Origin of the sequence: Streptomyces sp. NPDC057249 (assembly GCF_042669245.1) — a bacterium.
Taxonomy (GTDB): domain Bacteria; phylum Actinomycetota; class Actinomycetes; order Streptomycetales; family Streptomycetaceae; genus Streptomyces.
The window spans coordinates 309,494-330,754 of sequence record NZ_JBHUXS010000009.1; the positions used below are offsets into that span (position 1 = coordinate 309,494).

Here is a 21,261-nt window from a genome sequence, read left to right on the forward strand (position 1 = left end):
AAGCGCTTTGCACTGTGATCTGCCCAACGCGATCCACCCGGCGGCCTCCGGGGACCTCGTCAGTCCCGCAGAGCCGTGAACCGCCCCTGGTGATAGACGAGCGGCCGGCCTCCGCCGTCCGTATCGCCCTCGACCACCTGCGCGATCACGATGTGGTGGTCGCCCGCCGGAACCCGGGCCACGACGCGGCAGACCAGCCAGGCCTGCACGTCGTCGAGCAGCGGAACACCCTCCGGGCCGCTGCGCCAAAAGGTGGACGGGCCGAACCGGTCGGCACCGCTCCGCGCGAAGGTGGCGGCCAGCTCCCGCTGGTGTTCGCCGAGTATGTGCACGCCCACGTGCTCGGCCTCGGCCAGCACCGGCCAGCTGGAGGAGGCGGTGCCGACGCAGAAGGAGACGAGGGGCGGCTCCGCGGCCACGGAGGTGAGCGAGGTGGCGGTGAAGCCGACCGGGCGCTCCCCGGCGGCGGTGATCACGGCGACTCCGGCGGCATGCCGGCGGAACACGGAGCGCAGGAGGTCCGGGGATGCCGTGCGCGTCGTGCCGAGCCCGGGTGATGCCGTCATCGAGATGCCCTTCTGCGCGTCGGGAAAGCGGGGTCGTGGGGATCTGACGGCATAACGTCAGACTGACGATGCACGGTCCGTGCCGTCAAGGGCGTCCCATCAGGTGGGAGAAGCATCACGGTCCGTCACATCGCCCGGCCGAGGGCCGCGACGACGTCGACGGTGCGGGGCTGCCCCTCGGCCCTGCGGACGATCCGGCCCCCGGCGTCGAGGACCAGGACGGTCGGGGTCCGGTTGATGCCGAGGGCGCGTACGAGCGCGAGACGCGCCTCCGCGTCGATCTCCACATGGGCGACGCCTTGGACCATTCCGGCCACCTCCGCGAGGGTGCGGCGCGTGGCCCGGCACGGCTGGCAGAAGGCGGTGGAGAACTGGACGAGCGTGGCCCGCTCCCCCAGCTCCGCACCGAGTTGTGCGGCGTCCAGCCTCTCGGCCCCTGCCTGCCCGTCCACCTTCGGCCTCCTGTCAGAGTTCTACGCAGAGGGTCAGCGTCCGCGACGGTGCGGGCATTCCCGGACGCCCCACGTGACGAGAATCTCGCGGCCCGGCGCCGCCGGGACTGGCCACCACGTCGCCGCATGGGGCACGATCGGCGCAATGCCGAAAACCTACGGCTGCGTAACTTCCGCCGGGAGAACCTCCGCGGGCGCTGAAGAAAGGGTCTTCCCCAGATGGCAGAACTCGTCTATCGGCCGGTCATCGGCGCCGCTCGCACGTTTTTCAAGGCGCTCGACCTGAAGATCGACACTCAGGGTTCGGAGCACATCCCGAAGACCGGTGGCGCGGTTCTGGTCAGCAACCACATCAGTTATCTGGACTTCATCTTCAGTGGCCTGGCCGCGCTCCCGCAGAAGCGGCTGGTGCGTTTCATGGCCAAGGAATCCGTATTCCGGCACAAGGTCTCCGGACCGCTGATGCGCGGCATGAAGCACATTCCCGTCGACCGCAAGCAGGGCGAGGACGCCTACGCGCACGCGCTGGCCTCGCTGCGGTCCGGCGAGATCGTCGGGGTGTTCCCCGAGGCGACGATCTCTGAGTCGTTCACGCTCAAGAGCTTCAAGTCCGGTGCCGCGCGCCTGGCGCAGGAGGCCGGGGTGCCGCTGATCCCGATGGCGCTGTGGGGCACGCAGCGGCTGTGGACCAAGGGCCGTCCGCGCAGCTTCAAGCGGAACCACACCCCGATCACCATCCGCGTCGGGGAGCCCGTGGAGGCCCCCACCGACCAGTACGCGGGCGCCATCACGCGGCGGCTGCGCGAGCGGGTGCAGGAGCTGCTCGAAGCGGCCCAGCGGGCCTATCCGGTCCGGCCGAAGGACGCGAGTGACACGTGGTGGGTGCCCGCGCACCTGGGCGGTACGGCTCCGACGGCGGCCGAGGTCCGCGAGCGCGGCTGAAACGGCACACCGGGGTGCGGACGGTCCGTCCGCACCCCCGTGGCCCGGTTCTCCGGCCGCTAGGCGGCGGCCATCTCCTCCTTGAGCGCGAGGAGGAACGCGTCGACGTCCTCCTCCGTGGTGTCGAAGGCGCACATCCAGCGCACGTCCCCGGCCTGCTCGTCCCAGAAGTAGAAGCGGAAGCGCTTCTGGAGCCGTTCGGTTACCGCGTGCGGCAGCCGCGCGAAGACGGCGTTGGCCTGGACCGGGTACAGGATCTCCACGCCGTCGATCCCGCGCACGCCCTCGGCGAGCCGCTGGGCCATGGCGTTGGCGTGCCGGGCGTTGCGCAGCCACAGATCGCCCGCGAGGAGCGCCTCCAGCTGCACGGAGACGAAGCGCATCTTGGACGCGAGCTGCATCGACAGCTTGCGCAGGTGCTTCATGGCGCGGACCGCGTCGGGGTTCAGGACGACGACGGCCTCGCCGAAGATGGCCCCGTTCTTCGTGCCGCCGAAGGAGAGCACGTCGACGCCGACGGTGTTGGTGAACGTGCGCATGGGCACGTCCAGGGACGCCGAGGCGTTGGCTATCCGGGCGCCGTCGAGGTGGACCGCCATGCCGTGCCCGTGGGCGTGTTCGCAGATGGCGCGGATCTCGTCGGGTGTGTAGACGGTGCCCAGCTCGGTGTTCTGGGTGATCGAGACGACCTGCGGCATGGCGCGGTGCTCGTCGTCCCAGCCGTACGCCTGCCGGTCGATGAGCTCCGGCGTGAGCTTGCCGTCCTCGGTGGGGACGGTGAGCAGCTTGAGGCCGCCGACCCGCTCGGGCGCCCCGCCCTCGTCCACGTTGATGTGCGCGGATTCGGCGCAGATGACCGCGCCCCAGCGATCGGTCATGGCCTGGAGCGACACCACGTTGGCGCCGGTCCCGTTGAAGACGGGGAACGCCTCGGCGGTGGGGCCGAAGTGGCTGTGCATGACGCGCTGGAGATGGCCCGTGTAGTCGTCCTCGCCGTAGGCGACCTGGTGGCCGCCGTTGGCGAGGGCGAGTGCCGCGAGGATCTCGGGGTGCGTCCCCGCGTAGTTGTCACTGGCGAAACCGCGGACCTGCGGGTCGTGATGGCGACGCGCGTCGGTCCTTACGGTTGCGGGGTCAGCCACAGGCGCTTTCCGTTCACTTCCGGGGCGGGCCGGTCCCAGACGCCGGCGATGGCATCGGCCAGGTCCTCGACGTCGGTGAAGCCCGCGAACTTCGCATTCGGGCGCTCGGCGCGCATCGCGTCGTGCACCAGTGCCTTCACGACCAGGATCGCAGCCGCGCTGCGGGGGCCGTCCTCGCCCCCCGCCTTGCGGAAGGAGTCGGCGAGCGCGAGGGTCCACGCCTCGGCGGCGGCCTTGGCCGCGGCGTAGGCGGCGTTGCCCGCGGTGGGCTTGCTCGCACCGGCCGCGCTGGTCAGCAGGAAGCGCCCCCGGTCGCTGCGCAGCAGGCAGTCGTGGAACGCCAGCGAGGTGTTCTGCACCGTGCGGATCAGCAGCTTCTCCAGCAGCGTCCAGTCGGCGGGGTCGGTCTCGGCGAAGGTCGCGCTGCCGCGCCAGCCGCCCACGAGGTGGACGACGCCGTCGACACGGCCGAACTCCTTCTCCGTCTTGGCCGCCCATTCCCTGGTGGCGGCCAGGTCGAGCAGGTCGACGGTGTCGCCCGTGACGGTCGCGCCGCCGTGGGCATACCGTGCCGCGTCGACGGCTTCGGCGAGCCGGGTGGGGTGGGAGTCCGAGGCGACGACGACCGCGCCCGCCTCGGCGAGCCGCAGCAGCGTGGCCCGGCCGGCCGGTCCGGCGGCTCCCGCGACGGCGACCACGGCCCCTTCGAGCGCGCCGCTCGCGTCGCCCGTGCTTGTTCCGTTCATGGTCTCCGCCTCCTTGGAACCTGTGCTCACGCGGCAGCCTTCCCCGCGTCCGAGCCGGTGATGCCCTTGGCCGAGGCGATCACGCCCTTCAGCTTCTTGGAGAGGGCCTCATAGAACATGCTCAGAGGAAACTCGTCGGGAAGCACGTCGTCCACGAGCTTCCGGGGCGGCTGGGAGAGGTCCAGGGCGTCGGGGCCCTTGGCCCAGCGGGAGCCGGGGTGCGGTGCGAGATAGGTGGAGACGAGGTCGTACGCGGCGAACCAGTGGACCAGCTTGGGCCGGTCGATGCCGTCCCGGTACAGCTTCTCGATCTCGGCGCAGAGCTGGTTGGTGACCCGCGGGGCGCGCTCCCAGTCGATCCGCAGCGTGTTGTCGGTCCAGCGCACCACGTCGTGCTTGTGCAGGTACGCGAAGAGGAGCTGGCCGCCAAGGCCGTCGTAGTTGCGGACGCGCTCGCCGGTGACCGGGAAGCGGAACATCCGGTCGAAGAGCACGGCGTACTGCACGTCGCGGCCGTGCGGGTTGCCCTCGGCCTCCAGCTTCACGGCCTCCTTGAACGCGGTGAGATCGCACCGCAGCTCCTCCAGGCCATACATCCAGAACGGCTGGCGCTGCTTGATCATGAAGGGGTCGAACGGCAGGTCGCCGTGGCTGTGGGTGCGGTCGTGGACCATGTCCCAGAGCACGAACGCCTGCTCGCAGCGCTGCTGGTCGCCGACCATCGCGCGGATGTCGTCGGGCAGTTCGACGCCGAGGAGGCCGACGGCCGCCTCGGTGACGCGGCGGAAGCGGGCGGCCTCGCGGTCGCAGAAGATCCCGCCCCAGCTGAAGCGCTCGGGGGCCTCCCGGACGGCGATGGTCTCCGGGAAGAGCACCGCGGAGTTGGTGTCGTAGCCGGAGGTGAAGTCCTCGAAGGTGATGCCGCAGAACAGCGGGTTGTCGTAGCGGGTGGCCTCCAGCTCGGCGAGCCAGTCGGGCCAGACCATCCGCAGCACGACCGCTTCGAGATTGCGGTCGGGGTTGCCGTTCTGGGTGTACATGGCGAAGACGACCAGGTGCTGGAGGCCGTCGGCGCGGCTCTTGGCCGGCTGGAAGGCCAGCAGGGAGTCCAGGAAGTCGGGCACGTCGAAACCGCCGCCCACCCAGCCGCGCAGGTCCTTCACGAGGGCGCGGTGGTACGCGGCGTCGTGCGGCAGCAGCGGGGACAGCTCCTCGACGGCGTCGATGACCCGCTCCACGGCGGCCTCGGCGAGCGCCGGGGCGGGCGCGCCCTCGGCGTCGAAGTCGATGGAGCCGTCCTTCGACTGCCAGGGGCGGATCTCCTCCACGGCGTTCTTGAGCGCGGGCCAGGCCGGGTGCTCGATCACCCGTGGGGCGGCAGCTATGTCGCCGGATGCGGCGTCGTGCACAAGAATTTCCGTCATCACACTTCCTCCACGGGAGAACCTCGCGTCTGACCACCGTATCCGCGCGCGAGTCCCGGGGACAAGTGGGGTCGTGGAAATTATCCTGTCGACCCCCATGGTCACCGCTGTTTTTCCTGTGGCATGCCCCTGTGGCGGTTTCTTCGGGGGTTTCGCGGGGCGGTGCGCGGCCGGCCTCGCCCCTCCCCCGTACGGCGATCCGAGGCCACTAGGCTGCGAGGGAACGGAGCGTCGACGGAAGCGAGCGGGCCTTGTCTTTTCTCACGATCGGTCATCGCGGAGCGGCGGGCGTCGAGCCGGAGAACACTCTGCGCTCGTTCGTCCGCGCCGAGAAGGAGGGCGTGGACCTCATCGAGCTGGACCTGCATCTGAGCAAGGACGGCGCGCTGGCCGTCATGCACGACGCGGAGGTGGACCGTACGACCGACGGCGAGGGCCCGATCGCGGAGAAGACGCTCGCCGAGCTGCGCGCGCTCGACGCGGGCCTCGGCGAGCGGGTGCCCGTCTTCGAGGAGGTCCTGGACGCCGTGCGCTCGCCGCTCCAGGCGGAGATCAAGGACGTGGCCGCGGCCCGCACCCTGGCCCGGGTCATGCGCGAGCGCGACCTGGTCGAGCGCGTCGAGGTGATCTCGTTCCACGACGAGGCGATCGCCGAGATCGCGCAGCTGGTCCCGGGCGTGCGGACGGCGCTGGTGGCCAGCCGCTGGGGCGGGGACCTGGTGGACCGCGCGAAGGCGGTGGGCGCCACCCGGCTGATCCTCAACGTCCGGCGCGTCACGCTGGAGCTGGTCGAGAAGGCCCACGCCGAGGGGCTGACGGTCTTCGGCTGGACGGTCAACACCCAGCAGCAGCTGCGCCTGGCCGACGGGCTGGGGCTCGACGGCGTGACCACCGACCACCCCGACATCCGGCGCGGGGGCGGCGCAGCCGCGTAGCGGTCAGCCGTCCAGCTCCTTGACCAGCAGCTCGAAGACCAGGTCGTCGCGGAGCGGGATGCCGAAGCGCTCTTCGCCGTACGGGAACGGGGACAGCTTGCCCGTGCGGCGGTAGCCCCTGCGCTCGTACCAGGCGATGAGCTCGGCACGGACGGAGATCACGGTCATGTGCATCTCCTGTACGCCCCAGCCCTCCCGGACGCTACGCTCGGCCTCGGCGAGGACCACCTTGCCGAGGCCGGCGCCCTGAAGCGCGGGACGGACCGCGAACATGCCGAAGTACGCGGCGTCCCCGCGGTGCTCCAGCTGGCAGCAGGCGACGGGCGCGCCGTCCCGCTCCACCACGAGCAGCCGGCTGCCCGGGCTCTCGACCACCTCGCGCACGCCCTGCGGGTCGGTGCGCTGTCCTTGGAGGATGTCCGCCTCGGTGGTCCAGCCGGCGCGGCTGCTGTCACCGCGGTACGCCGACTCGATCAGCTCGACGAGCGCGGGGACGTCCGCTTCGACGGCGTCGCGGAACGTCAGTTCTCCCGTGTCCCGGGGCGGGGCGGTGTCCATGGCGGGGTGGTCTCCGAATTCTGTGCGGGGGCGATGCCGGAGCAGCGTAACTCCGGGGCCGCGCCCGGGCTGCGGGCAGGGCGCGCAGGGGCGCACGGGGCGTGCGGGGGCGCGCCGCGGAAGCACTCCCAACGTGCGCTCTTGCTGCCGCACCCCCGTGCGCCGCGTGCGGGTGTCCGGCTCCGGGCATCTACTGGTCGACGGCGATGTCGTTCGCCCGGGGGGAGGGCCGCTGTGCACGGACCGGCGACGTCCGGATGGCTGCTGATGGCGTTGTGTGCGGTGACGGGCTCGTACTGCTTGCTGCGCACCCGTACGGGGAGCGCGGAGGAGCGCCGAGCCGCGCGGGCCGAGGCGCTGATGGGCTTCGGCATGGCCGCGATGGCGATACCGGCCGCCGCCGTCGCCCCGCCCGCGTGGGGGTGGGGGGTCTACGCGGTGTTCTTCGGGATCGCGGCCCTGCGGGCGCTGTGGTTCTCCCGGCTCAGCGGACACCATCTGCACCACCTGGTCGGCTCCTCCGCGATGGTCTACATGGCGGTCGTGATGGCCCGGGCCGGGGCGGGCGGGCACGGCGGCCACGGCTCGCACGCGACGGGCTCCCCCGGCATGGCCGGCGCGGGCGGCATACCCCTGCTCACGGGACTGCTCCTCCTCTACTACGCGGTGTACGTCCTGCGCTCGGGCGTCCGGCTGGTGCCGGTGGCCGCTGCGGCCACCGGGGGCGGGCCCGCGCCCGGGAGCTGGGGGGCGCGCCCGGAGCTGGCTCTGGCGTGCCGGCTGACCATGGGCATAGCCATGTTCGCGATGCTGCTCACCCTGTGAGACGGGGCGGCCCTCCCTTCGTGGTGTGCGTCACTTGGCGCGCGGAGCCATACCCGTGTGTGGCGCGCCCTCATAGGCTGACGCCATGTGGGTCTCCCTAGCGCTGCTGCTGCTCGGTGCACTGGCCGCCGTCGTGACCCCGCGCCTGATGGCGCGGGCCGAGTGGCCCGAGCGCGAGCCGGTGGTGGCGCTGTGGGTGTGGCAGTGCGTGGTGGCCGCGGTGCTGCTGTCGTTCGCCCTTTCCATGACGTTCAGCGCGGCCGCCGCCTGGCAGGCGGTACGGGGTCACGTCTTCGCGCCCGCGCCGCACGCCGTCGTGGAGGCGTACGCGCTCGCCGGCCACGGGGCGTGGTCGGCGGTGATGGCCGTACTGCTGGCCCTCGGCGGGGTGTGGACGGCCGCCATGCTGGCCCGGGAGATCCACCGGGCGCATCTGCGGCGCAGGCACCGGCGGACCGAACTCCTGGTCCGCGCCCCCTTGATGCCCGGCGAGGAGCCCGGTGCCGGGCGGCTCGTGGTGCTGGAGGGCGACCGCCCCGACGCCTGGTGGCTGCCGGGGTCCGCGCCCCAACTCGTCATCACCACGGCCGCGCTGGGGCGGCTGAAGGGACGCCAACTCGACGCGGTCCTGGCCCATGAGCAGGGCCACGCGCAGGCCAGGCACGACTGGCTGCTCAACTGCTCGGAGGCGCTGGCCTCCGGCTTCCCCCAGGTCCCGGTGTTCGCGGCCTTCCGCAACGAGATGCACCGACTGGTCGAGCTGGCCGCCGACGATGTGGCGTCGCGGCGCTTCGGCCGGCTGACGATCGCCCTCGCCCTGGTCGAACTCAACGAGGACCGGGGCGTGTTCGGCCCGTCCTCGGCCGCGGACGCGGAACTGCCGCTGCGGGTGAACCGGCTGCTGGCCCCGGCGGGCAGGCTCACGGCCGGACGGCGGCTGCGGCTGACCGCGGCGGCGGCCCTGGTGCCCGTGGTACCGCTGCTGGTGGCGTTCGTTCCGGGACTCAGCGCGCTGAAGTAGCGGAGCGGCGATTTCGTTCTCCGGCGCGCTGGAATGGCCGGAGGGGGTGCCGGTCGGCGAGGATCGTGCCATGCACATTCCGCTGCTCTCCCCCGTCGGCCAGGTCCGCGCGGCTTCGCGCCTCTCGCGGGCGGGCGCGGTCTGCGCGGTGCTCGGCGGTGCGGTGACGGCGCTGGTCGTCGCCCGCTGGTGGCCGCTCATGGACCTGGACGCACGGATCGCGGAGGCACTGCACCGGCGGGCGGTGACCGAGCCCGGCTTCGTCCACGTCAACCGGTTGCTGACGGACTGGCTGTGGGACCCGTGGACGTTCCGCGCCCTGATCGCCGTCGCGGTGGTGGCGCTGTGGTGGCGCGGGGCCCGGTCGCTCGCGGTGTGGTCGGCGGCGGTCACGCTGCTCTCGGCCCTGGTCCAGCAGGGGATCAAGGCCGCCGTCGACCGGGACCGGCCCCGGTGGGCGGACCCGGTGGACACCGCCCACTACGCGGCCTATCCCTCGGGGCACGCGATGACGGCGACGGTGAGCTGCGGGCTCCTGCTGTGGCTGCTGCACCGGTCCGGTCCGCGGCGCGGGGTGTGGCGGGCGGCGGTGGGCGCGGCGGCCGTCTCGGTGCTCGGGGTCGGACTCACCCGGCTGTATCTGGGCGTGCACTGGCCGTCCGACGTGCTGGGCGGGTGGCTCCTGGGGGCCGCGCTGGCCGCCTTCGCGATCCTCGGCTTCGACCGGTGGTGTGCCGCCGCACCCGCGCGCCGGGCGCCCTGAGCAGGCGGGCCCCGGGGTGGCCGGACAGGCGCCCTTGCCCGGGGCCCGCCGGTTCGGCGAGGATCGCTGCCATGCCGATCAAGGGTGCCCTCTTCGACTTCTCCGGAACGCTGTTCCGTATCGAGCCGGTCCGTTCCTGGCTCACCTCGACTCTCGCCGCGCGGGGCGTGCGCGTGGACGAGGCGGCCTTCGAGCGGTACGCGGCGGAGCTGGAGGCGTTCGGCGCGCTGCCGGGCGGGCCCGCCCCGAGGCGGATGCCCGAGGAGCTGGCGGACGGCTGGGCGCACCGCGACGAGAGCGCGGAGCTGCACCGCGCGGTGTACACCGGTCTGGCCCGCCAGGTGGCCCTGCCGGACCCCGGCCTGTACGACGCGCTCTACGACCGCCATCTGAGCCCGGACGCCTGGCGCCCTTACCCGGACGCGGCGGAGGTGCTGGCCGGGCTGCGCGCGGCCGGGGTCCGGATCGGGGTCGTCAGCAACATCGGCTGGGATCTGCGTCCCGTCTTCCGCGCGCACGGTCTGGACCGCTACGTGGACGCGTACGTCCTCTCCTTCGAGCACGGCGTCCAGAAGCCGGACGCACGGCTCTTCCACACCGCGTGCACACTTCTGGGACAGAATCCGGCGGATGTGGTGATGGTCGGCGACGACCGGCGCGCCGACGGCGGGGCCGCGGCACTGGGCTGCGAGGTGCGTTTCGTCCGCCATCTGCCGGTGGACGAGCGGCCCGACGGGCTGCGGGAGCTCGGACTGGCCGGGAAGGTTGCCTGAGACACATGTGAGAGATGTCCCTGACGCGCAATGGGTCGGATTGTCACATCGTGGCCTTAGCCTGGAGAACATGTCCCCGACTCCGTGCCCGTCCGATTCCGTACGCCCCGCAGCAGTGGTGAATGATGACATTCGCGACCTGTGGCGGCGTTCGGGCGGCCATCTGTCCCCGGAGGACGAGGAGCAGTACCAGCGTCTGCTGGTCGAGTGGGCCGCCGCGACCGGGGGCGGCGAGAGGCCCGCGCACTGAGACGTCCCGGCTCCGGCGATCCCCTGCGTCGCCGGAACCGGTCCGTGGCGGGGGTACAGCATGTCCCGTCACGGCTGATCGGTCAATGAAGTACTACGCTCCGCGACGCCGCGGGCCCGCACGGTGACGGGCCCCTTCCCTCAGCCCTCGCCGAGGCGCACCGCCTGGCCGGCCGCCGCTTCGAGGATGCGGTCGAGCAGCCCGGGGAACAGCACGTCCAGGTCGTCCCGGCGCAGCCCGTTCATCTTGGCGGTGCCCCGGTAGGTCTGCCGGACGATGCCGCTCTCGCGCAGCACCCGGAAGTGGTGCGTGGAGGTGGACTTGGTGACCGGCAGGTCGAAGCAGGAGCAGGTGAGCTCGTCCTCGGCGGCGGCCAGTTCGCGTACGACACACAGCCGCACGGGGTCCGAGAGGGCGTGCAGGACCGCTTCGAGCCGGATCTCCTCGCGGGCGGGGTGGGGCAAAGTGCGCCCGCCCGCCGCCGGGGCGGTGGTGCTGGCAGGGGTCACGGTCGCTCTCCGCATCGTCGCTCCGTCCGGGGCTCCCATACTACGAGGCTCATCGTAATTCGGTCCAAGGAACGGGAGCCCCCGCCGGAACGGCTCACGCCCTCCGCGCCGCCAGGTGCGGGAAGCGGTATTCGGTGCGGCTGCGGAAGTGTTCGCCCGGGCGCAGGACGGTGGCCGGCAGGTCGGGGCGGTTGGGTGAGTCGGGGAGGTGCTGGGTCTCCAGGCAGACGGCGCTGTGGCGCTCGTGGTGGCCGCCGCCGGGGGCGGCCAGGGTGCCGTCCAGCTGGTTGGCGGTGTAGACCTGGATGCCCGGTTCGGTGGTCCACACCTCCATCACCCGCCCGCCGCCGGGTGCCGTGAGGCGGGCGGCGCGGCGGGGGGCTGCCGGTGCGTCCGCGCCGTCGAGGACCCAGCAGTGGTCGAACCCGCCCGCCCGCCGCAGCTGTTCGTGCGGCAGGGCGATCCGGTGCGCGAGGGTCTGCGGCGCGGTCAGGTCGAACGGGGTGGCGGCGACGGGCACGGCGGGGCCCTCGGGGATGCCCTCCTCGTCCACGGGGAGGTAGTGCCCGGCGTCCACCTGGAGGGTGTGGCCGAGGATGTCGCCCCGGTCGGTGAGGTCGAAGTACGCGTGGTTGGTCAGGTTGACGACGGTGGGGCGGTCGGTGGTGGCCGCGTAGTCGAGGGCGAGGGTGCCGGCGGCGTCGAGGGTGTACGTCACGGTCACGTCCAGCGCCCCGGGGAAGCCCATGTCGCCGTCGGGGCTGCGCAGCGCGAGCCGCAGGACGGCCGCCTCGTCCGTGGCGGCGCCCTCGGCCCGCCAGACCCGGGTGTGGAAGCCGTCCGGCCCGCCGTGCAGGGCGTGGCCCCGGTCGGTGGCGGGGACCCGGTGCTCCGCGCCGTCGAGGGTGAACCTGCCGTGCGCGATGCGGTTGGCGTAACGGCCGACGAGGGCGCCGAAGAAGGGGTTCTTGCCCGTGTAGTCGTCGAGGGCGGGCAGCGAGCGGACGACGGAGGCCGGTGTGCCGGCGGTGTCGGGCACGGTGAGCCGGTGCAGGATGCCACCGTAGGTGAGGATCTCGGCCCGGACTCCGGTGCCGGAGTCGAGCGTCCAGATGTCGACGTCCGTGGGCCCGTGGGCGCCGAACGGTTTGCTGTGCACGGTGGGGCGAGGCATCGATGATCCTTGGGGCGATCGGAAGGCCGGAGGGCCGGGGCGGGCCGGGCTCGGGCCCCCGGAGTCGACGGGGGCCGGCCCGTGCCTAGGACGCCGCGGGTCCGGCGGCGGGGCGGGGAACGGTGGATTCGCGGACGACGAGCCGGTAGCCGGGGCGGGGGCGCCGGGGTTCCGCCACCGGCTCGCCGGAGAGGCGCTCGACCAGGCTGTCGACGGCGAGCCGGGCGATGGCCTCCTTGTCGGGCGCCACGGTGGTGAGCGTGGTCGCGCCGTAGAGGCTTTCCTCGATGTCGTCGAACCCGACGACGGCGACGTCCTCGGGGATGCGCAGACCGCGTGCGGTGAGGGTGCGCATGGCGCCGATGGCGATGAGGTCGTTGTACGCGAAGACGGCGTCGGGCCGCTCGCCGCGGTCCAGCAGCGCGGCCATGCCCGAGGCCCCGTCCTCGCGTCCGTAGCCGTCGGTGACGACGACCAGCGCCTCGTCGGGCTCGATCCCGGAGGCGGCCAGCTCCTCGCGCCAGCCACGCAGCCGGAGGTGGGCGGGCTGGCGTTCGCGGCCGGTACGGGAACCGAGGAAGGCGATGCGGCGGTGGCCGAGCCCGACGAGGTGGCGTACCGCCTGGCGGGCCGCGGCGACGTTGTCGATGGCGATGTGGTCGTACGGGGCCTCGTACTCGCGCTCGCCGAGCAGGACGAGCGGCGCGGTCTCGGTGCGCGCCATCAGGTCCTCGGTCTCCAGGTGGATGGGGCTGAGAATGAGCCCGTCGATGACGTGCGACCGGAATCCCTGGCTGACCAGGAGTTCCTTCTCGCGCAGTCCGCCGGTGTGGTCGACCAGCACGGTGTAGTCGTGCCGGGCGGCGGCGTCGACCACCGCGCCCGCCAGCTCCGCGAAGTACGGGTTGCCGAACTCGGGGACGGCGAGCGCGATGATCCCGGTGCGTCCCTTGCGCAGATGACGGGCGGTCAGGTTCGGCCGGTAGCCGAGCTCGTCGATGGCCTGCTGCACCTTGGCGCGCATCTTCGGTGTGACGTGCTGATAGTTGTTCACCACGTTCGACACGGTCTTGATGGACACACCCGCCCGTTGCGCAACGTCCTTGAGGCTGACGCCCACGGCACTCCCTGAATCGACTTGTCGCGCGCTGAGGCGCGGTGGCCCGGCTCCCGCCGGTTCGGCTCGAACGGCTCGAACGGTGCCGGGGCCGTGGGGCCCCGGCACCGGTTCAGGTGGTTCTGCGGCTGCGCGCCAGATAGCGCTGCGCCACGACGACAACGATAAGGAAACCGCCGCTGACGACCGACTGGTACGAGGAGTTCAGCGAGCCGATCTGGTTGATCAGGTTCTGGATGACCTGAAGGAGCAGAACGCCCCAGAGCGTCCCGCTGATGGAGCCGGCGCCGCCGATGAGGAGGGTGCCGCCGATGACGACGGCGGAGATCGCGTCGAGCTCCATGCCCACGCCGACGATGGTGACTCCGGAGGAGAGCCGGGCGGCGTTGAGCGCACCGGCCAGTCCGGCCAGCAGCCCGCTGAGCGTGTAGACGAGCATCTTCGTACGGACGACGGGCAGGCCCATCAGCATGGCGGCGTCGCTGCTGCCGCCGACGGCGAAGATCGACTGCCCGAACGAGGTGCGCTGGAGGAGGAGTCCGCCGAGGCCGAACAGCGCGAGGGCGATGAAGATCGGGTAGCCGAAGCCCCAGACCGCGCCCTGGCCGAGTTCGGCGAAGGCGGAGTCCTTGGGCACCAGGTAGGTCGTGGCGCCCTCGTCCGTGATCGCGAGGAGCAGTCCGCGCGCCCCGAGGAGGGTGGCGAGCGTGACGATGAACGGGGCCATTCCGGCCCGGGCCACGAGGAAGCCGTTGAGCAGGCCGATCGCGCCGCACACCGCGAGCGGGACCAACAGGGCGGGCAGGATGCCCCATGGGGAGGCCCAGGCGGCCAGCACCCCGCCCAGGGCGAAGACGGACCCGACGGAGAGGTCGATGCCGCCGGTGATGATGACCATGGTCATCCCGAGCGCGACGACGGCCAGGAACGATGCCTGGACGGTCACTCCGCGGGCGTTGTCCAGGGTGGAGAACGTCGTCGGGTAGATGCAGGACGCGACGATCACGACCGTCAGGAAGACGACCAGGACGCCCTGGCGTTGCAGGAGTTCGGCGATCCTCCGGCCGGTCGTGCGCGGCGCCGCTGCCGCGGTCGCCGGCGTGGTGGTGCCGGAGGCGGCGGGGGTCTTGCGCGGGGCCGCGGCGGGGGCCGCCGGGGCGGGTGAGGTTTCGTTCATCGGGACCGACGCTCCCGGGCGACGTAGACGGCGGCGATGATGATGGCCGCCTGGGCGATCTGTGCGGTGGAGTCGGGCAGGTCGTGCTTGATGAGGGTGGCCCGCAGCAGCTGCATCAGCAGGGCGCCGGCGACCGTGCCGAGGACCCGGATGGAGCCGCCGTTGAGCGGGGTGCCGCCCACCACGACCGCCGTGATGGCGGAGAGTTCCATGAGGGTGCCGAGCGAGGAGGGGTCGCTGGCGGTGAGCCTGGCGGTGGCCAGGATTCCGGCGAGGGCGGCGAGCACCCCGCAGAGCACGTACACCCCGATGAGCACCCGTCGTACGGGCAGTCCGGCCAGGGCGGCGGCGGAGCGGTTGCCGCCGATGGCGACGACCTGCCGGCCGAAGGTGGTCCGGGTGACCAGGAAGGCCACGGCGACGGCGAGGACACCGGCGATGAGGACGACCAGCGGGATGCCGAGGAAGGAGCCGGTGCCCAGGGAGAGCAGGTCGGGGTTGACGATCTGCTTGAGCTGGCTGTCCGCCATGACCAGGGCGAGGCCCCGGCCGCCGACGAACAGGGCGAGTGTCGCGACGATCGGCTGGAGGCCGACGAGCGAGACCAGGGTGCCGTTGACCGCTCCGACGAGGGCGCCGGCCAGCAGCGCCATGACGAGTGCGGGGATCAGCCCGTAGCCGAGGTAGAGCGGCAGCAGCGCGGCGGCCAGGGCCATGGTCGAGCCGACGGAGAGGTCGACGCCCTCGGTGCCGATGACGAGCGCCATGCCGAGGGCGACGATGACGATCGGGGCGACCTGGACGAGCTGGGTGCGCATGTTGTCCACCGTCATGAAGTGCTCGGTGAACAGGGCGTTGAAGACGAGGACGACCGCGACGGCGAGGTAGACGCCGTACTCCTGGTACCAGGCGGGGTCGCGCAGCCGGGCGAGCGGCCGGGCTGCGGGGGTGGTGACTGCGGCCTGGGTCATCGGGGGTCCTCCTTCGCGGCCGGCGCCTTGTCCGCGGCTGCCGGTGAGTGGTCGGCGAGCACTTCGAGCAGATGGCTCTCCGCCACCTCGTCGCCCGCCAGTTCGCCCGCGACCGCCCCGCCGCGCAGGACGACGATCCGGTCGGCGCCCTCGATCAGTTCCTCGATGTCGGAGGAGATGAGCAGGACGGCCAGACCCTCGCGGGCGAGGTCGTCGATGAGGCTCTGCACCTCGGCCTTGGCGCCGACGTCGATGCCCCGGGTGGGTTCGTCGAGGAGCAGGACCTTGGGTTCCAGGCAGAGCCAGCGGGCCAGCAGCACCTTCTGCTGGTTGCCGCCGGAGAGCTCGCCGACCTTCTGCTCGGGACTCGCCGCCTTGATCCTCAGTCGCTTCATGAAGATGTCGACAACGCGGTCCTGCTTGGCACGGGAGACGATGCCGGCGCGGGAGAGCCGGGGCATCGCGGCCAGCACGATGTTCTCGCGGACCGAGAGGCCGGGCACGATGCCCTCGGCCTTGCGGTCCTCGGGCAGCAGGCTGATGCCGGCCCGGATGGCGCCGGCCGAGGTGAGGCGGCGCAGGGTGCGTCCGGCGATGCTCACCTCTCCCGAGTCCGGCGCGAGCGCTCCGGCGATGGCCTTCGCGGTCTCGCTGCGGCCGGAGCCGAGGAGGCCGCCGAGGCCCAGGACCTCGCCCGCGTACAGGTCGAGGGAGATGTCGTGCAGCTGGTGGTCGCGGGAGAGCCCGGCAGCGGTGAGGACGGGGGTGCGCGCGACCTCGTGGCCCTCGGAGTCGAAGTTGGTGAGCCCTTCGCGGCGCACCTCGGCCATGTCGCGGCCGAGCATCATCGAGACGAGCTGCATCCGGTCGAGGTCGGCCAGGTCGCCGGTGTGGATGTGGTGGCCGTCGCGCAGGACGGTGACCCGGTCGCAGATCCGGTACAGCTCGTCCATCCGGTGGCTGACGTAGAGGACGGCGATGCCGCGTCCGCGGAGGTCCTCGATGACCCGGAAGAGGGTCTCCACCTCGCGGGGCTCCAGCGAGGAGGTGGGTTCGTCCATGATGACGACCTGGGCGTTCACCGAGACGGCGCGGGCCATCGCGACCATCTGCTGGGTGCCGATGCCCAGGGTGTGCAGGGGGCGCTTCGGGTCGACGCGGACGCCGAAGCCGTCGAGCAGTTCGCTCGCCTCACGGTGCATCCGGGGGAAGTCGATCAGACCGAAGCGGTTCTTGGGCTCCCGGCCGAGGAAGATGTTGCGCGCCACGCTCATCAGCGGGACGAGGTTCACCTCCTGGTAGATCGTGGAGATCCCGGCCTCCTGCGCCTCGAACGGCCGGGCGAACGCGATGGGCCGGCCGGCCAGCCGCAGTTCGCCCTCGTCGGGGCGGTAGACGCCGGTCAGCACCTTGATGAGGGTGGACTTCCCGGCTCCGTTCTCCCCCACCAGGGCGTGCGTCTCGCCGGCGCGCAGGGAGAAGGAGACGCCGTCGAGGGCGACGACGCCCGGGAACCGCTTGCTGACCGAGCGGGCCTCCAGGACGGCCGGTGCCGCGCCGGTCTCGTCCGCGAGGGCCGTTCCGGCCGCGCTCCTCTCCTTCACGTCGGCGGCCGGCTCCGGCGGCTGCGGTACTGCTTCGGGTGGTGCCATGGCTGGTCTTGGCCTTCCGCTCTTCCAAGGATGGGGGCCCGCCGGCCGCCGTGACGGGGGTGCGCCACGGCGGCCGAGAACCGACGGAGCCGGTACGGGCAGATGGGGCCGGCTGGGATCAGAACGCGTTGCCGACCGTGGACTTGGCGTTGGACTCGTCGTAGGAGCGGTCGCTGATGATGACGTTCTCGGGGATCTCCTCGCCGCCGTAGAACTTCTGGGCGGTCGCGAAGGCCAGCGGGCCGAAGCGCGGGTTGGACTCGATGACGGCGTTGTACTCGCCGTTGACGATGGCCTGGACTGCGTTGCGGGTGCCGTCGACGGAGACGATCTTGATGTCCTTGCCGGGCTTCTTGCCGGCGGCCTTCACGGCGGTGACGGCGCCGAGGCCCATCTCGTCGTTCTCCGCGTAGATGGCGGTGATGCCGGGCTTGGACTGGATCAGCTGCTCGGTGACCTGCTGGCCCTTGTCGCGGGCGAACTCACCGGTCTGCTGGGCGACGATCTCCATGTCGGGGGCCTTGGCCTTGAGCTGGTCCACGAAGCCCTTGGTGCGGTCGGTGGTGACGTTGTTGCCCGACGAACCGAGCAGGATGGCCACCTTGCCCTTGCCGCCGGTCGCCTTGATCATCGCGTCGGCGGCACGCTTGCCCTGCTCCACGAAGTCGGAGCCCAGGAAGGCCACGTAGTCCTTGCAGGCGGTGGCGTTGAGCTTGCGGTCGACGGTGAGGACCGGGACCTTCTTGGCGGCGGCTGCCTTGAGGGCCGGTTCGAGACCGTCCGAGTTCAGCGGGGCGACGATGAGGAACTGGGCGCCCTGGGCGAGCATGTCCTGGATGTCGCTGATCTGCTTGGACAGCTGCGACTGGGCGTTGGTGGTGAGCAGCTTCTTGACGCCGATCTTCTTCGCCTCGTCCTTGATGGACTGGGTCTCGGCGATGCGGAAGGGGTTGGCCTCCTTCTCCGACTGGGAGAAGCCGACCACCGCGTTCTTCAGGTCGAGCTTCGGCGCGCCGTAGCTCTGCAACGAGCAGCCGGAACCGGACGACGACTCGGGGGTCTCGGCCGCCTGCGCGGCCTGACTGCTGTCGCTGCTCGCGTTGTTGTCCGAGCCCTCCGACTTGGCGCAGCCGGAAACGGCCAGCGTGGCGGTGGCGGCGAGGACGCAGGCCACGGCGAGGGTACGGGGTCGGCGCTGGATCATCATGCGCGGGGGCTCCTTGGCGGGATGACGGCACGCCGAAGAGCGTGCGGTCGGTCATGGCTGGACGATGCATCGGCCGCTGCGCGGCGGCTGATGGCACTGCACTCACGGCCCCGCTAGGAGACGGCCCCTAGCTGCACAAACTGCGGTCGTGAGAGCCTGCGCGGCCTCTCGGCGGCTCGGTTTACAACGTTATATAGGCGGTGCGGCACGGGCGGCAAGAGCGTTGTCGATGCGTTTCCAAAATGTGTCGGCGCGAGCCCACCCGGGCGGCGGCACCCGGCGAAGGCGATGCCGCCGCACCTCTGGACAGCGGCCGTACGGCGTGCTGTCATACCGCCGGAACCCCGATTTCCAACGTTGCAGAACAGGCACCGCACTCACGCCCGGATCGTGACGGCGCTCTTCGTCGTGCGCGCGCCCGGCCCGGACCCGCCGCCCCGCGACATCCCTCTTCTTGTCATGCGCATTCCTTAAGCCGGAGCTCCGCGTCCGGCAGAGCAGGAGCCCTCCCCCATGCCCCTGAACCGCAGACAGCTCATGGCCGGCGCCCTCGCCACCGTCGCCGCCACCACAGCGGCCGGACGCTGGTCCGCCACCGCGACCGCCGCAGAGCACCGGGTGCGGCCCGCGTACGGCGGCCACTACTCCCCCAACGCCGCACCCCTGCACCCCACCGCCTTCCTGAAGCTCCCGCCCGGGAAGGTCACCGCGCGGGGCTGGCTCGCCGGACAGCTGAGGCTTCAGCTGGACGGGTTGTGCGGCCGGTACGAGGAGTTCTCGCACTTCCTCGACTTCACGGCCACCGGCTGGGTCCGCCCCGAGCTCGGCGGCTGGGAGGAGGTCCCGTACTGGCTGCGCGGCTACACCGACCTGGCGATCGTCACGGGCGACGCGAAGGCGCTGGCGGCCGTGCGCCGCTGGTTCGACGCGATCCTGGCCACCCAGCAGTCCGACGGGTTCTTCGGCCCGAAGGCGCTGCGCACCTCGCTGAACGGCGGCCCGGACTTCTGGCCGTTCCTGCCGCTGGTGCAGGCCCTGCGTTCCTGGCAGGAGTACACCGGGGACACCCGGATCATCCCCTTCCTGAGCCGGTTCTTCCGCTACATGAACGCCCAGGGCCCGGGCGCTTTCAACACCAGCTGGATCGCCCTGCGCTGGGGCGACGGCCTGGACAGCGTCTTCTGGCTCTTCAACCGCACCGGCGACGCGTTCCTCCTGGACCTCGCCGACAAGATCCACACGTACGGCGCCGACTGGGGCGACAATCTGGTCAACCCGCACAACGTGAACATCGCCCAGGGCTTCCGCGAGCCCGCCCAGTACGCGCTGCGCAGCGGCTCGGCCCAGGACACCCGGGACACGTACGGGACGTACGGCAAGGCCATGGACCAGTACGGCCAGTTCCCCGGCGGCGGCTTCGCCGGGGACGAGAACGCCCGGCCCGGGCACGGCGACCCCCGGCAGGGGTTCGAGACCTGCGGGATCGTGGAGTTCATGGCCAGCCACCAGCTGCTGACCCGGATCACCGGCGATCCGCTGTGGGCCGACCGCTGCGAGGAGCTGGCGTTCAACTCGCTGCCCGCCTCGCTCGACCCGTCGGGGAGGGCGATCCACTACATCACCAGCGCCAACAGCGTGGACCTGGACAACGTGCCCAAGTCGGAGCGCCAGTTCCAGAACGGGTTCGCCATGCAGGCGTTCCTGCCGGGCGTCGACCAGTACCGCTGCTGCCCGCACAACTACGGCATGGGCTGGCCGTACTTCACCGAGGAGCTGTGGCTGGCCACCCCCGACGGGGGCCTGGCCGCCGCGATGTACGCCGCCTGCCAGGTGACGGCCGAGGTCGCCGACGGGACCGAGGTCACGTTCACCGAGGAGACGGACTACCCCTTCGAGGAGACCGTCACCCTCACCCTCAAGGCGCCGAAGCGGCTTGCCTTCCCGCTGGTGCTGCGCGTCCCCGCCTGGTGCGACGCACCCGAGATCACGGTGAACGGGCGGCGCGTGGACGCCCCGGCCGGCCCCGCCTTCACCCGGATCGACCGCACCTGGGCCGACGGGGACCGGGTCACCCTGCGCTTCCCGCAGCGCACCACCGTACGCACCTGGGCGCACAACCACGGCTCCGTCAGCGTGGACCGGGGCCCGCTCACGTACGCGCTGCGCATCGGCGAGACGTACGAGCGCATCGGCGGCAGCGAGCAGTTCCCCGAGTACGCGGTCCACGCGAGCGGCCCGTGGAACTACGGGCTCGTCCTGGACGCGAAGAAGCCCGCCGCGTCCCTGCGCCACCACCGCGCCCACCGGGTGAAGGGCGGCAACCCCTTCACGCTCGACGGGACCCCGCTGTCCATCACCGCGAAGGCGCGCCGCATCCCGGAGTGGACGGCCGACGACGAGCACGTGGTCGCCCCGCTCCAGGACTCGCCGGCCCTCAGCACCGAGCCGGTGGAGGAGGTCACCCTCGTCCCGATGGGGGCCGCCAGGCTGCGCATCGCCTCCTTCCCGACCGCTGCCCCGGACGCGGAACCGTGGCTCGCGGACCGCTGGTACCGCATCCGCAACCGGCACTCCGGCAAGGTCCTCGGCGTCGACGTCATGTCCACCGCCAACAGCGCGCACGTGGTGCAGTTCGGGGACACGGGCACCGACGACCACGACTGGCGGCTGGTCGCGGAGGGCGACGGCTGGTACCGCATCCGCAACCATCACTCGGGCAAGGTCCTCGGCGTCGACCACATGTCCATGGACGACAGCGCGCACGTCGTCCAGTTCGACGACAACGGCACCGACGACCACCTCTGGCAGCTCGTCCCGGACGGCGACGGCTGGTACCGCATCCGCAACCGCCACTCGGGCAAGGTCCTCGGCGTCGACCACATGTCCATGGACGACAGCGCCCACGTCGTCCAGTTCGGCGACAACGGCACCGACGACCACCTCTGGCAGCTCGTCTGATTCCCGGCGCTCCGCGCTCCCCCCTACCGCTCCCGCCTCCCGGGGGCCGAACCGAATCAAGGAGACGAACCTGTGAGCCGTTTATGTGTGCCCGGCCGG

The 21,261-nt window shown here is 71.8% G+C and carries 21 protein-coding genes; 8 read left to right on the forward strand and 13 right to left on the reverse strand.

All coding sequences use genetic code 11. From position 1 onward, the window contains the following. Positions 1 to 59 precede the first annotated feature (59 nt). Both ACFUJY_RS19485 and ACFUJY_RS19490 read right to left on the reverse strand, forming a co-directional pair. Complete coding sequence (locus tag ACFUJY_RS19485) at positions 60 to 566, reverse strand: flavin reductase family protein (protein WP_383300930.1); 507 nt, start codon at positions 564 to 566, stop codon at positions 60 to 62. A 125-nt stretch (positions 567 to 691) separates the two neighbouring features. After that, positions 692 to 1,018 (reverse strand): TlpA family protein disulfide reductase, encoded by a 327-nt coding sequence (locus ACFUJY_RS19490; protein ID WP_383300933.1) that lies wholly within the window; start codon positions 1,016 to 1,018, stop codon positions 692 to 694. A gap of 219 nt (positions 1,019 to 1,237) precedes the next feature. Between ACFUJY_RS19490 and ACFUJY_RS19495 the strand changes: the two genes are divergently transcribed. Beyond that, positions 1,238 to 1,960, forward strand: coding sequence for a lysophospholipid acyltransferase family protein (locus ACFUJY_RS19495; RefSeq protein ID WP_383300936.1), 723 nt, complete (start codon positions 1,238 to 1,240; stop codon positions 1,958 to 1,960). 59 nt (positions 1,961 to 2,019) lie between these two features. On the opposite strand, the gene ACFUJY_RS19500 is transcribed toward ACFUJY_RS19495, so the two are convergent. From ACFUJY_RS19500 to ACFUJY_RS19510, 3 genes are read right to left on the reverse strand one after another with little or no spacing between them, the layout of a single operon-like run. Then, positions 2,020 to 3,102, reverse strand: a complete 1,083-nt coding sequence (locus tag ACFUJY_RS19500; protein ID WP_383300939.1) for a threonine aldolase family protein — start codon at positions 3,100 to 3,102, stop codon at positions 2,020 to 2,022. Then, positions 3,081 to 3,848 carry an SDR family NAD(P)-dependent oxidoreductase gene (locus ACFUJY_RS19505; RefSeq protein ID WP_383300942.1) on the reverse strand — a complete coding sequence of 256 codons (768 nt, stop codon included), beginning with the start codon at positions 3,846 to 3,848 and terminating at the stop codon, positions 3,081 to 3,083. Before ACFUJY_RS19505 ends, ACFUJY_RS19500 begins: the two co-directional genes overlap by 22 nt. Positions 3,849 to 3,874: 26 nt before the next feature. Further along, positions 3,875 to 5,272, reverse strand: coding sequence for a DUF6421 family protein (locus ACFUJY_RS19510; protein ID WP_383300944.1), 1,398 nt, complete (start codon positions 5,270 to 5,272; stop codon positions 3,875 to 3,877). 251 nt (positions 5,273 to 5,523) lie between these two features. Here ACFUJY_RS19510 and ACFUJY_RS19515 point away from each other — a divergent pair, with 251 nt between their 5' ends. Next, positions 5,524 to 6,207: a glycerophosphodiester phosphodiesterase gene (locus ACFUJY_RS19515; protein ID WP_383300947.1), complete on the forward strand. Its 684-nt coding sequence runs from the start codon at positions 5,524 to 5,526 to the stop codon at positions 6,205 to 6,207. 3 nt (positions 6,208 to 6,210) lie between these two features. Here the strand turns inward: ACFUJY_RS19515 and ACFUJY_RS19520 are convergent, their stop codons facing one another. Beyond that, complete coding sequence (locus ACFUJY_RS19520; RefSeq protein ID WP_383300950.1) at positions 6,211 to 6,765, reverse strand: GNAT family N-acetyltransferase; 555 nt, start codon at positions 6,763 to 6,765, stop codon at positions 6,211 to 6,213. Between the two features lie 234 nt (positions 6,766 to 6,999). Between ACFUJY_RS19520 and ACFUJY_RS19525 the strand changes: the two genes are divergently transcribed. The 5 genes from ACFUJY_RS19525 to ACFUJY_RS19545 all read left to right on the forward strand — a co-directional run bounded on the left by ACFUJY_RS19525 (position 7,000) and on the right by ACFUJY_RS19545 (position 10,397). Continuing rightward, the gene (locus ACFUJY_RS19525) at positions 7,000 to 7,590 is read left to right on the forward strand and encodes a DUF5134 domain-containing protein (RefSeq protein WP_383300952.1); all 591 of its coding nucleotides are present in this window, start codon (positions 7,000 to 7,002) and stop codon (positions 7,588 to 7,590) included. An 85-nt stretch (positions 7,591 to 7,675) separates the two neighbouring features. Continuing rightward, a complete protein-coding gene (locus tag ACFUJY_RS19530) occupies positions 7,676 to 8,611 on the forward strand; it encodes a M56 family metallopeptidase (protein WP_383300955.1) in 936 nt (311 codons plus the stop codon). Between the two features lie 70 nt (positions 8,612 to 8,681). Beyond that, positions 8,682 to 9,374: a phosphatase PAP2 family protein gene (locus ACFUJY_RS19535; protein WP_383300957.1), complete on the forward strand. Its 693-nt coding sequence runs from the start codon at positions 8,682 to 8,684 to the stop codon at positions 9,372 to 9,374. Between the two features lie 71 nt (positions 9,375 to 9,445). Continuing rightward, entirely contained in the window at positions 9,446 to 10,147 is a 702-nt protein-coding gene (locus ACFUJY_RS19540) for an HAD family hydrolase (RefSeq protein ID WP_383300960.1), read from the forward strand. Positions 10,148 to 10,217: 70 nt separating this feature from the next. After that, a complete protein-coding gene (locus ACFUJY_RS19545) occupies positions 10,218 to 10,397 on the forward strand; it encodes a hypothetical protein (RefSeq protein WP_383300963.1) in 180 nt (59 codons plus the stop codon). Positions 10,398 to 10,537: 140 nt separating this feature from the next. On the opposite strand, the gene ACFUJY_RS19550 is transcribed toward ACFUJY_RS19545, so the two are convergent. From ACFUJY_RS19550 to ACFUJY_RS19580, 7 genes are all read right to left on the reverse strand, one after another. Next, the gene (locus ACFUJY_RS19550) at positions 10,538 to 10,906 is read right to left on the reverse strand and encodes an ArsR/SmtB family transcription factor (RefSeq protein ID WP_383300965.1); all 369 of its coding nucleotides are present in this window, start codon (positions 10,904 to 10,906) and stop codon (positions 10,538 to 10,540) included. A 94-nt stretch (positions 10,907 to 11,000) separates the two neighbouring features. Then, positions 11,001 to 12,080, reverse strand: a complete 1,080-nt coding sequence (locus ACFUJY_RS19555) for an aldose epimerase family protein (RefSeq protein WP_383300968.1) — start codon at positions 12,078 to 12,080, stop codon at positions 11,001 to 11,003. 85 nt (positions 12,081 to 12,165) lie between these two features. Continuing rightward, a complete protein-coding gene (locus ACFUJY_RS19560) occupies positions 12,166 to 13,200 on the reverse strand; it encodes a LacI family DNA-binding transcriptional regulator (RefSeq protein WP_383300971.1) in 1,035 nt (344 codons plus the stop codon). Between the two features lie 109 nt (positions 13,201 to 13,309). Beyond that, positions 13,310 to 14,374: an ABC transporter permease gene (locus ACFUJY_RS19565; protein WP_383300973.1), complete on the reverse strand. Its 1,065-nt coding sequence runs from the start codon at positions 14,372 to 14,374 to the stop codon at positions 13,310 to 13,312. Then, complete coding sequence (locus ACFUJY_RS19570) at positions 14,371 to 15,345, reverse strand: ABC transporter permease (protein WP_383300975.1); 975 nt, start codon at positions 15,343 to 15,345, stop codon at positions 14,371 to 14,373. The genes ACFUJY_RS19565 and ACFUJY_RS19570 overlap by 4 nt, the downstream gene beginning before the upstream one ends. Then, entirely contained in the window at positions 15,342 to 16,997 is a 1,656-nt protein-coding gene (locus ACFUJY_RS19575) for a sugar ABC transporter ATP-binding protein (RefSeq protein WP_383300978.1), read from the reverse strand. The genes ACFUJY_RS19570 and ACFUJY_RS19575 overlap by 4 nt, the downstream gene beginning before the upstream one ends. Positions 16,998 to 17,115: 118 nt before the next feature. Beyond that, entirely contained in the window at positions 17,116 to 18,204 is a 1,089-nt protein-coding gene (locus tag ACFUJY_RS19580) for an ABC transporter substrate-binding protein (RefSeq protein ID WP_383300981.1), read from the reverse strand. A gap of 513 nt (positions 18,205 to 18,717) precedes the next feature. Here ACFUJY_RS19580 and ACFUJY_RS19585 point away from each other — a divergent pair. Next, positions 18,718 to 21,162, forward strand: coding sequence for an RICIN domain-containing protein (locus ACFUJY_RS19585; protein WP_383300984.1), 2,445 nt, complete (start codon positions 18,718 to 18,720; stop codon positions 21,160 to 21,162). Positions 21,163 to 21,261: the final 99 nt, after the last annotated feature.

Coding starts and splice junctions, on each gene's coding strand:
- ACFUJY_RS19540 (WP_383300960.1), top strand. CDS start 9,446: ATGCCGATCAAGGGTGCCCTCTTCGACTTCTCCGGAACGCTGTTCCGT.
- ACFUJY_RS19545 (WP_383300963.1), top strand. CDS start 10,218: ATGTCCCCGACTCCGTGCCCGTCCGATTCCGTACGCCCCGCAGCAGTG.
- ACFUJY_RS19580 (WP_383300981.1), bottom strand. CDS start 18,204: ATGATGATCCAGCGCCGACCCCGTACCCTCGCCGTGGCCTGCGTCCTC.
- ACFUJY_RS19505 (WP_383300942.1), bottom strand. CDS start 3,848: ATGAACGGAACAAGCACGGGCGACGCGAGCGGCGCGCTCGAAGGGGCC.
- ACFUJY_RS19495 (WP_383300936.1), top strand. CDS start 1,238: ATGGCAGAACTCGTCTATCGGCCGGTCATCGGCGCCGCTCGCACGTTT.
- ACFUJY_RS19520 (WP_383300950.1), bottom strand. CDS start 6,765: ATGGACACCGCCCCGCCCCGGGACACGGGAGAACTGACGTTCCGCGAC.
- ACFUJY_RS19530 (WP_383300955.1), top strand. CDS start 7,676: ATGTGGGTCTCCCTAGCGCTGCTGCTGCTCGGTGCACTGGCCGCCGTC.
- ACFUJY_RS19575 (WP_383300978.1), bottom strand. CDS start 16,997: ATGGCACCACCCGAAGCAGTACCGCAGCCGCCGGAGCCGGCCGCCGAC.
- ACFUJY_RS19570 (WP_383300975.1), bottom strand. CDS start 15,345: ATGACCCAGGCCGCAGTCACCACCCCCGCAGCCCGGCCGCTCGCCCGG.
- ACFUJY_RS19510 (WP_383300944.1), bottom strand. CDS start 5,272: ATGACGGAAATTCTTGTGCACGACGCCGCATCCGGCGACATAGCTGCC.
- ACFUJY_RS19535 (WP_383300957.1), top strand. CDS start 8,682: ATGCACATTCCGCTGCTCTCCCCCGTCGGCCAGGTCCGCGCGGCTTCG.
- ACFUJY_RS19555 (WP_383300968.1), bottom strand. CDS start 12,080: ATGCCTCGCCCCACCGTGCACAGCAAACCGTTCGGCGCCCACGGGCCC.
- ACFUJY_RS19485 (WP_383300930.1), bottom strand. CDS start 566: ATGACGGCATCACCCGGGCTCGGCACGACGCGCACGGCATCCCCGGAC.
- ACFUJY_RS19585 (WP_383300984.1), top strand. CDS start 18,718: ATGCCCCTGAACCGCAGACAGCTCATGGCCGGCGCCCTCGCCACCGTC.
- ACFUJY_RS19565 (WP_383300973.1), bottom strand. CDS start 14,374: ATGAACGAAACCTCACCCGCCCCGGCGGCCCCCGCCGCGGCCCCGCGC.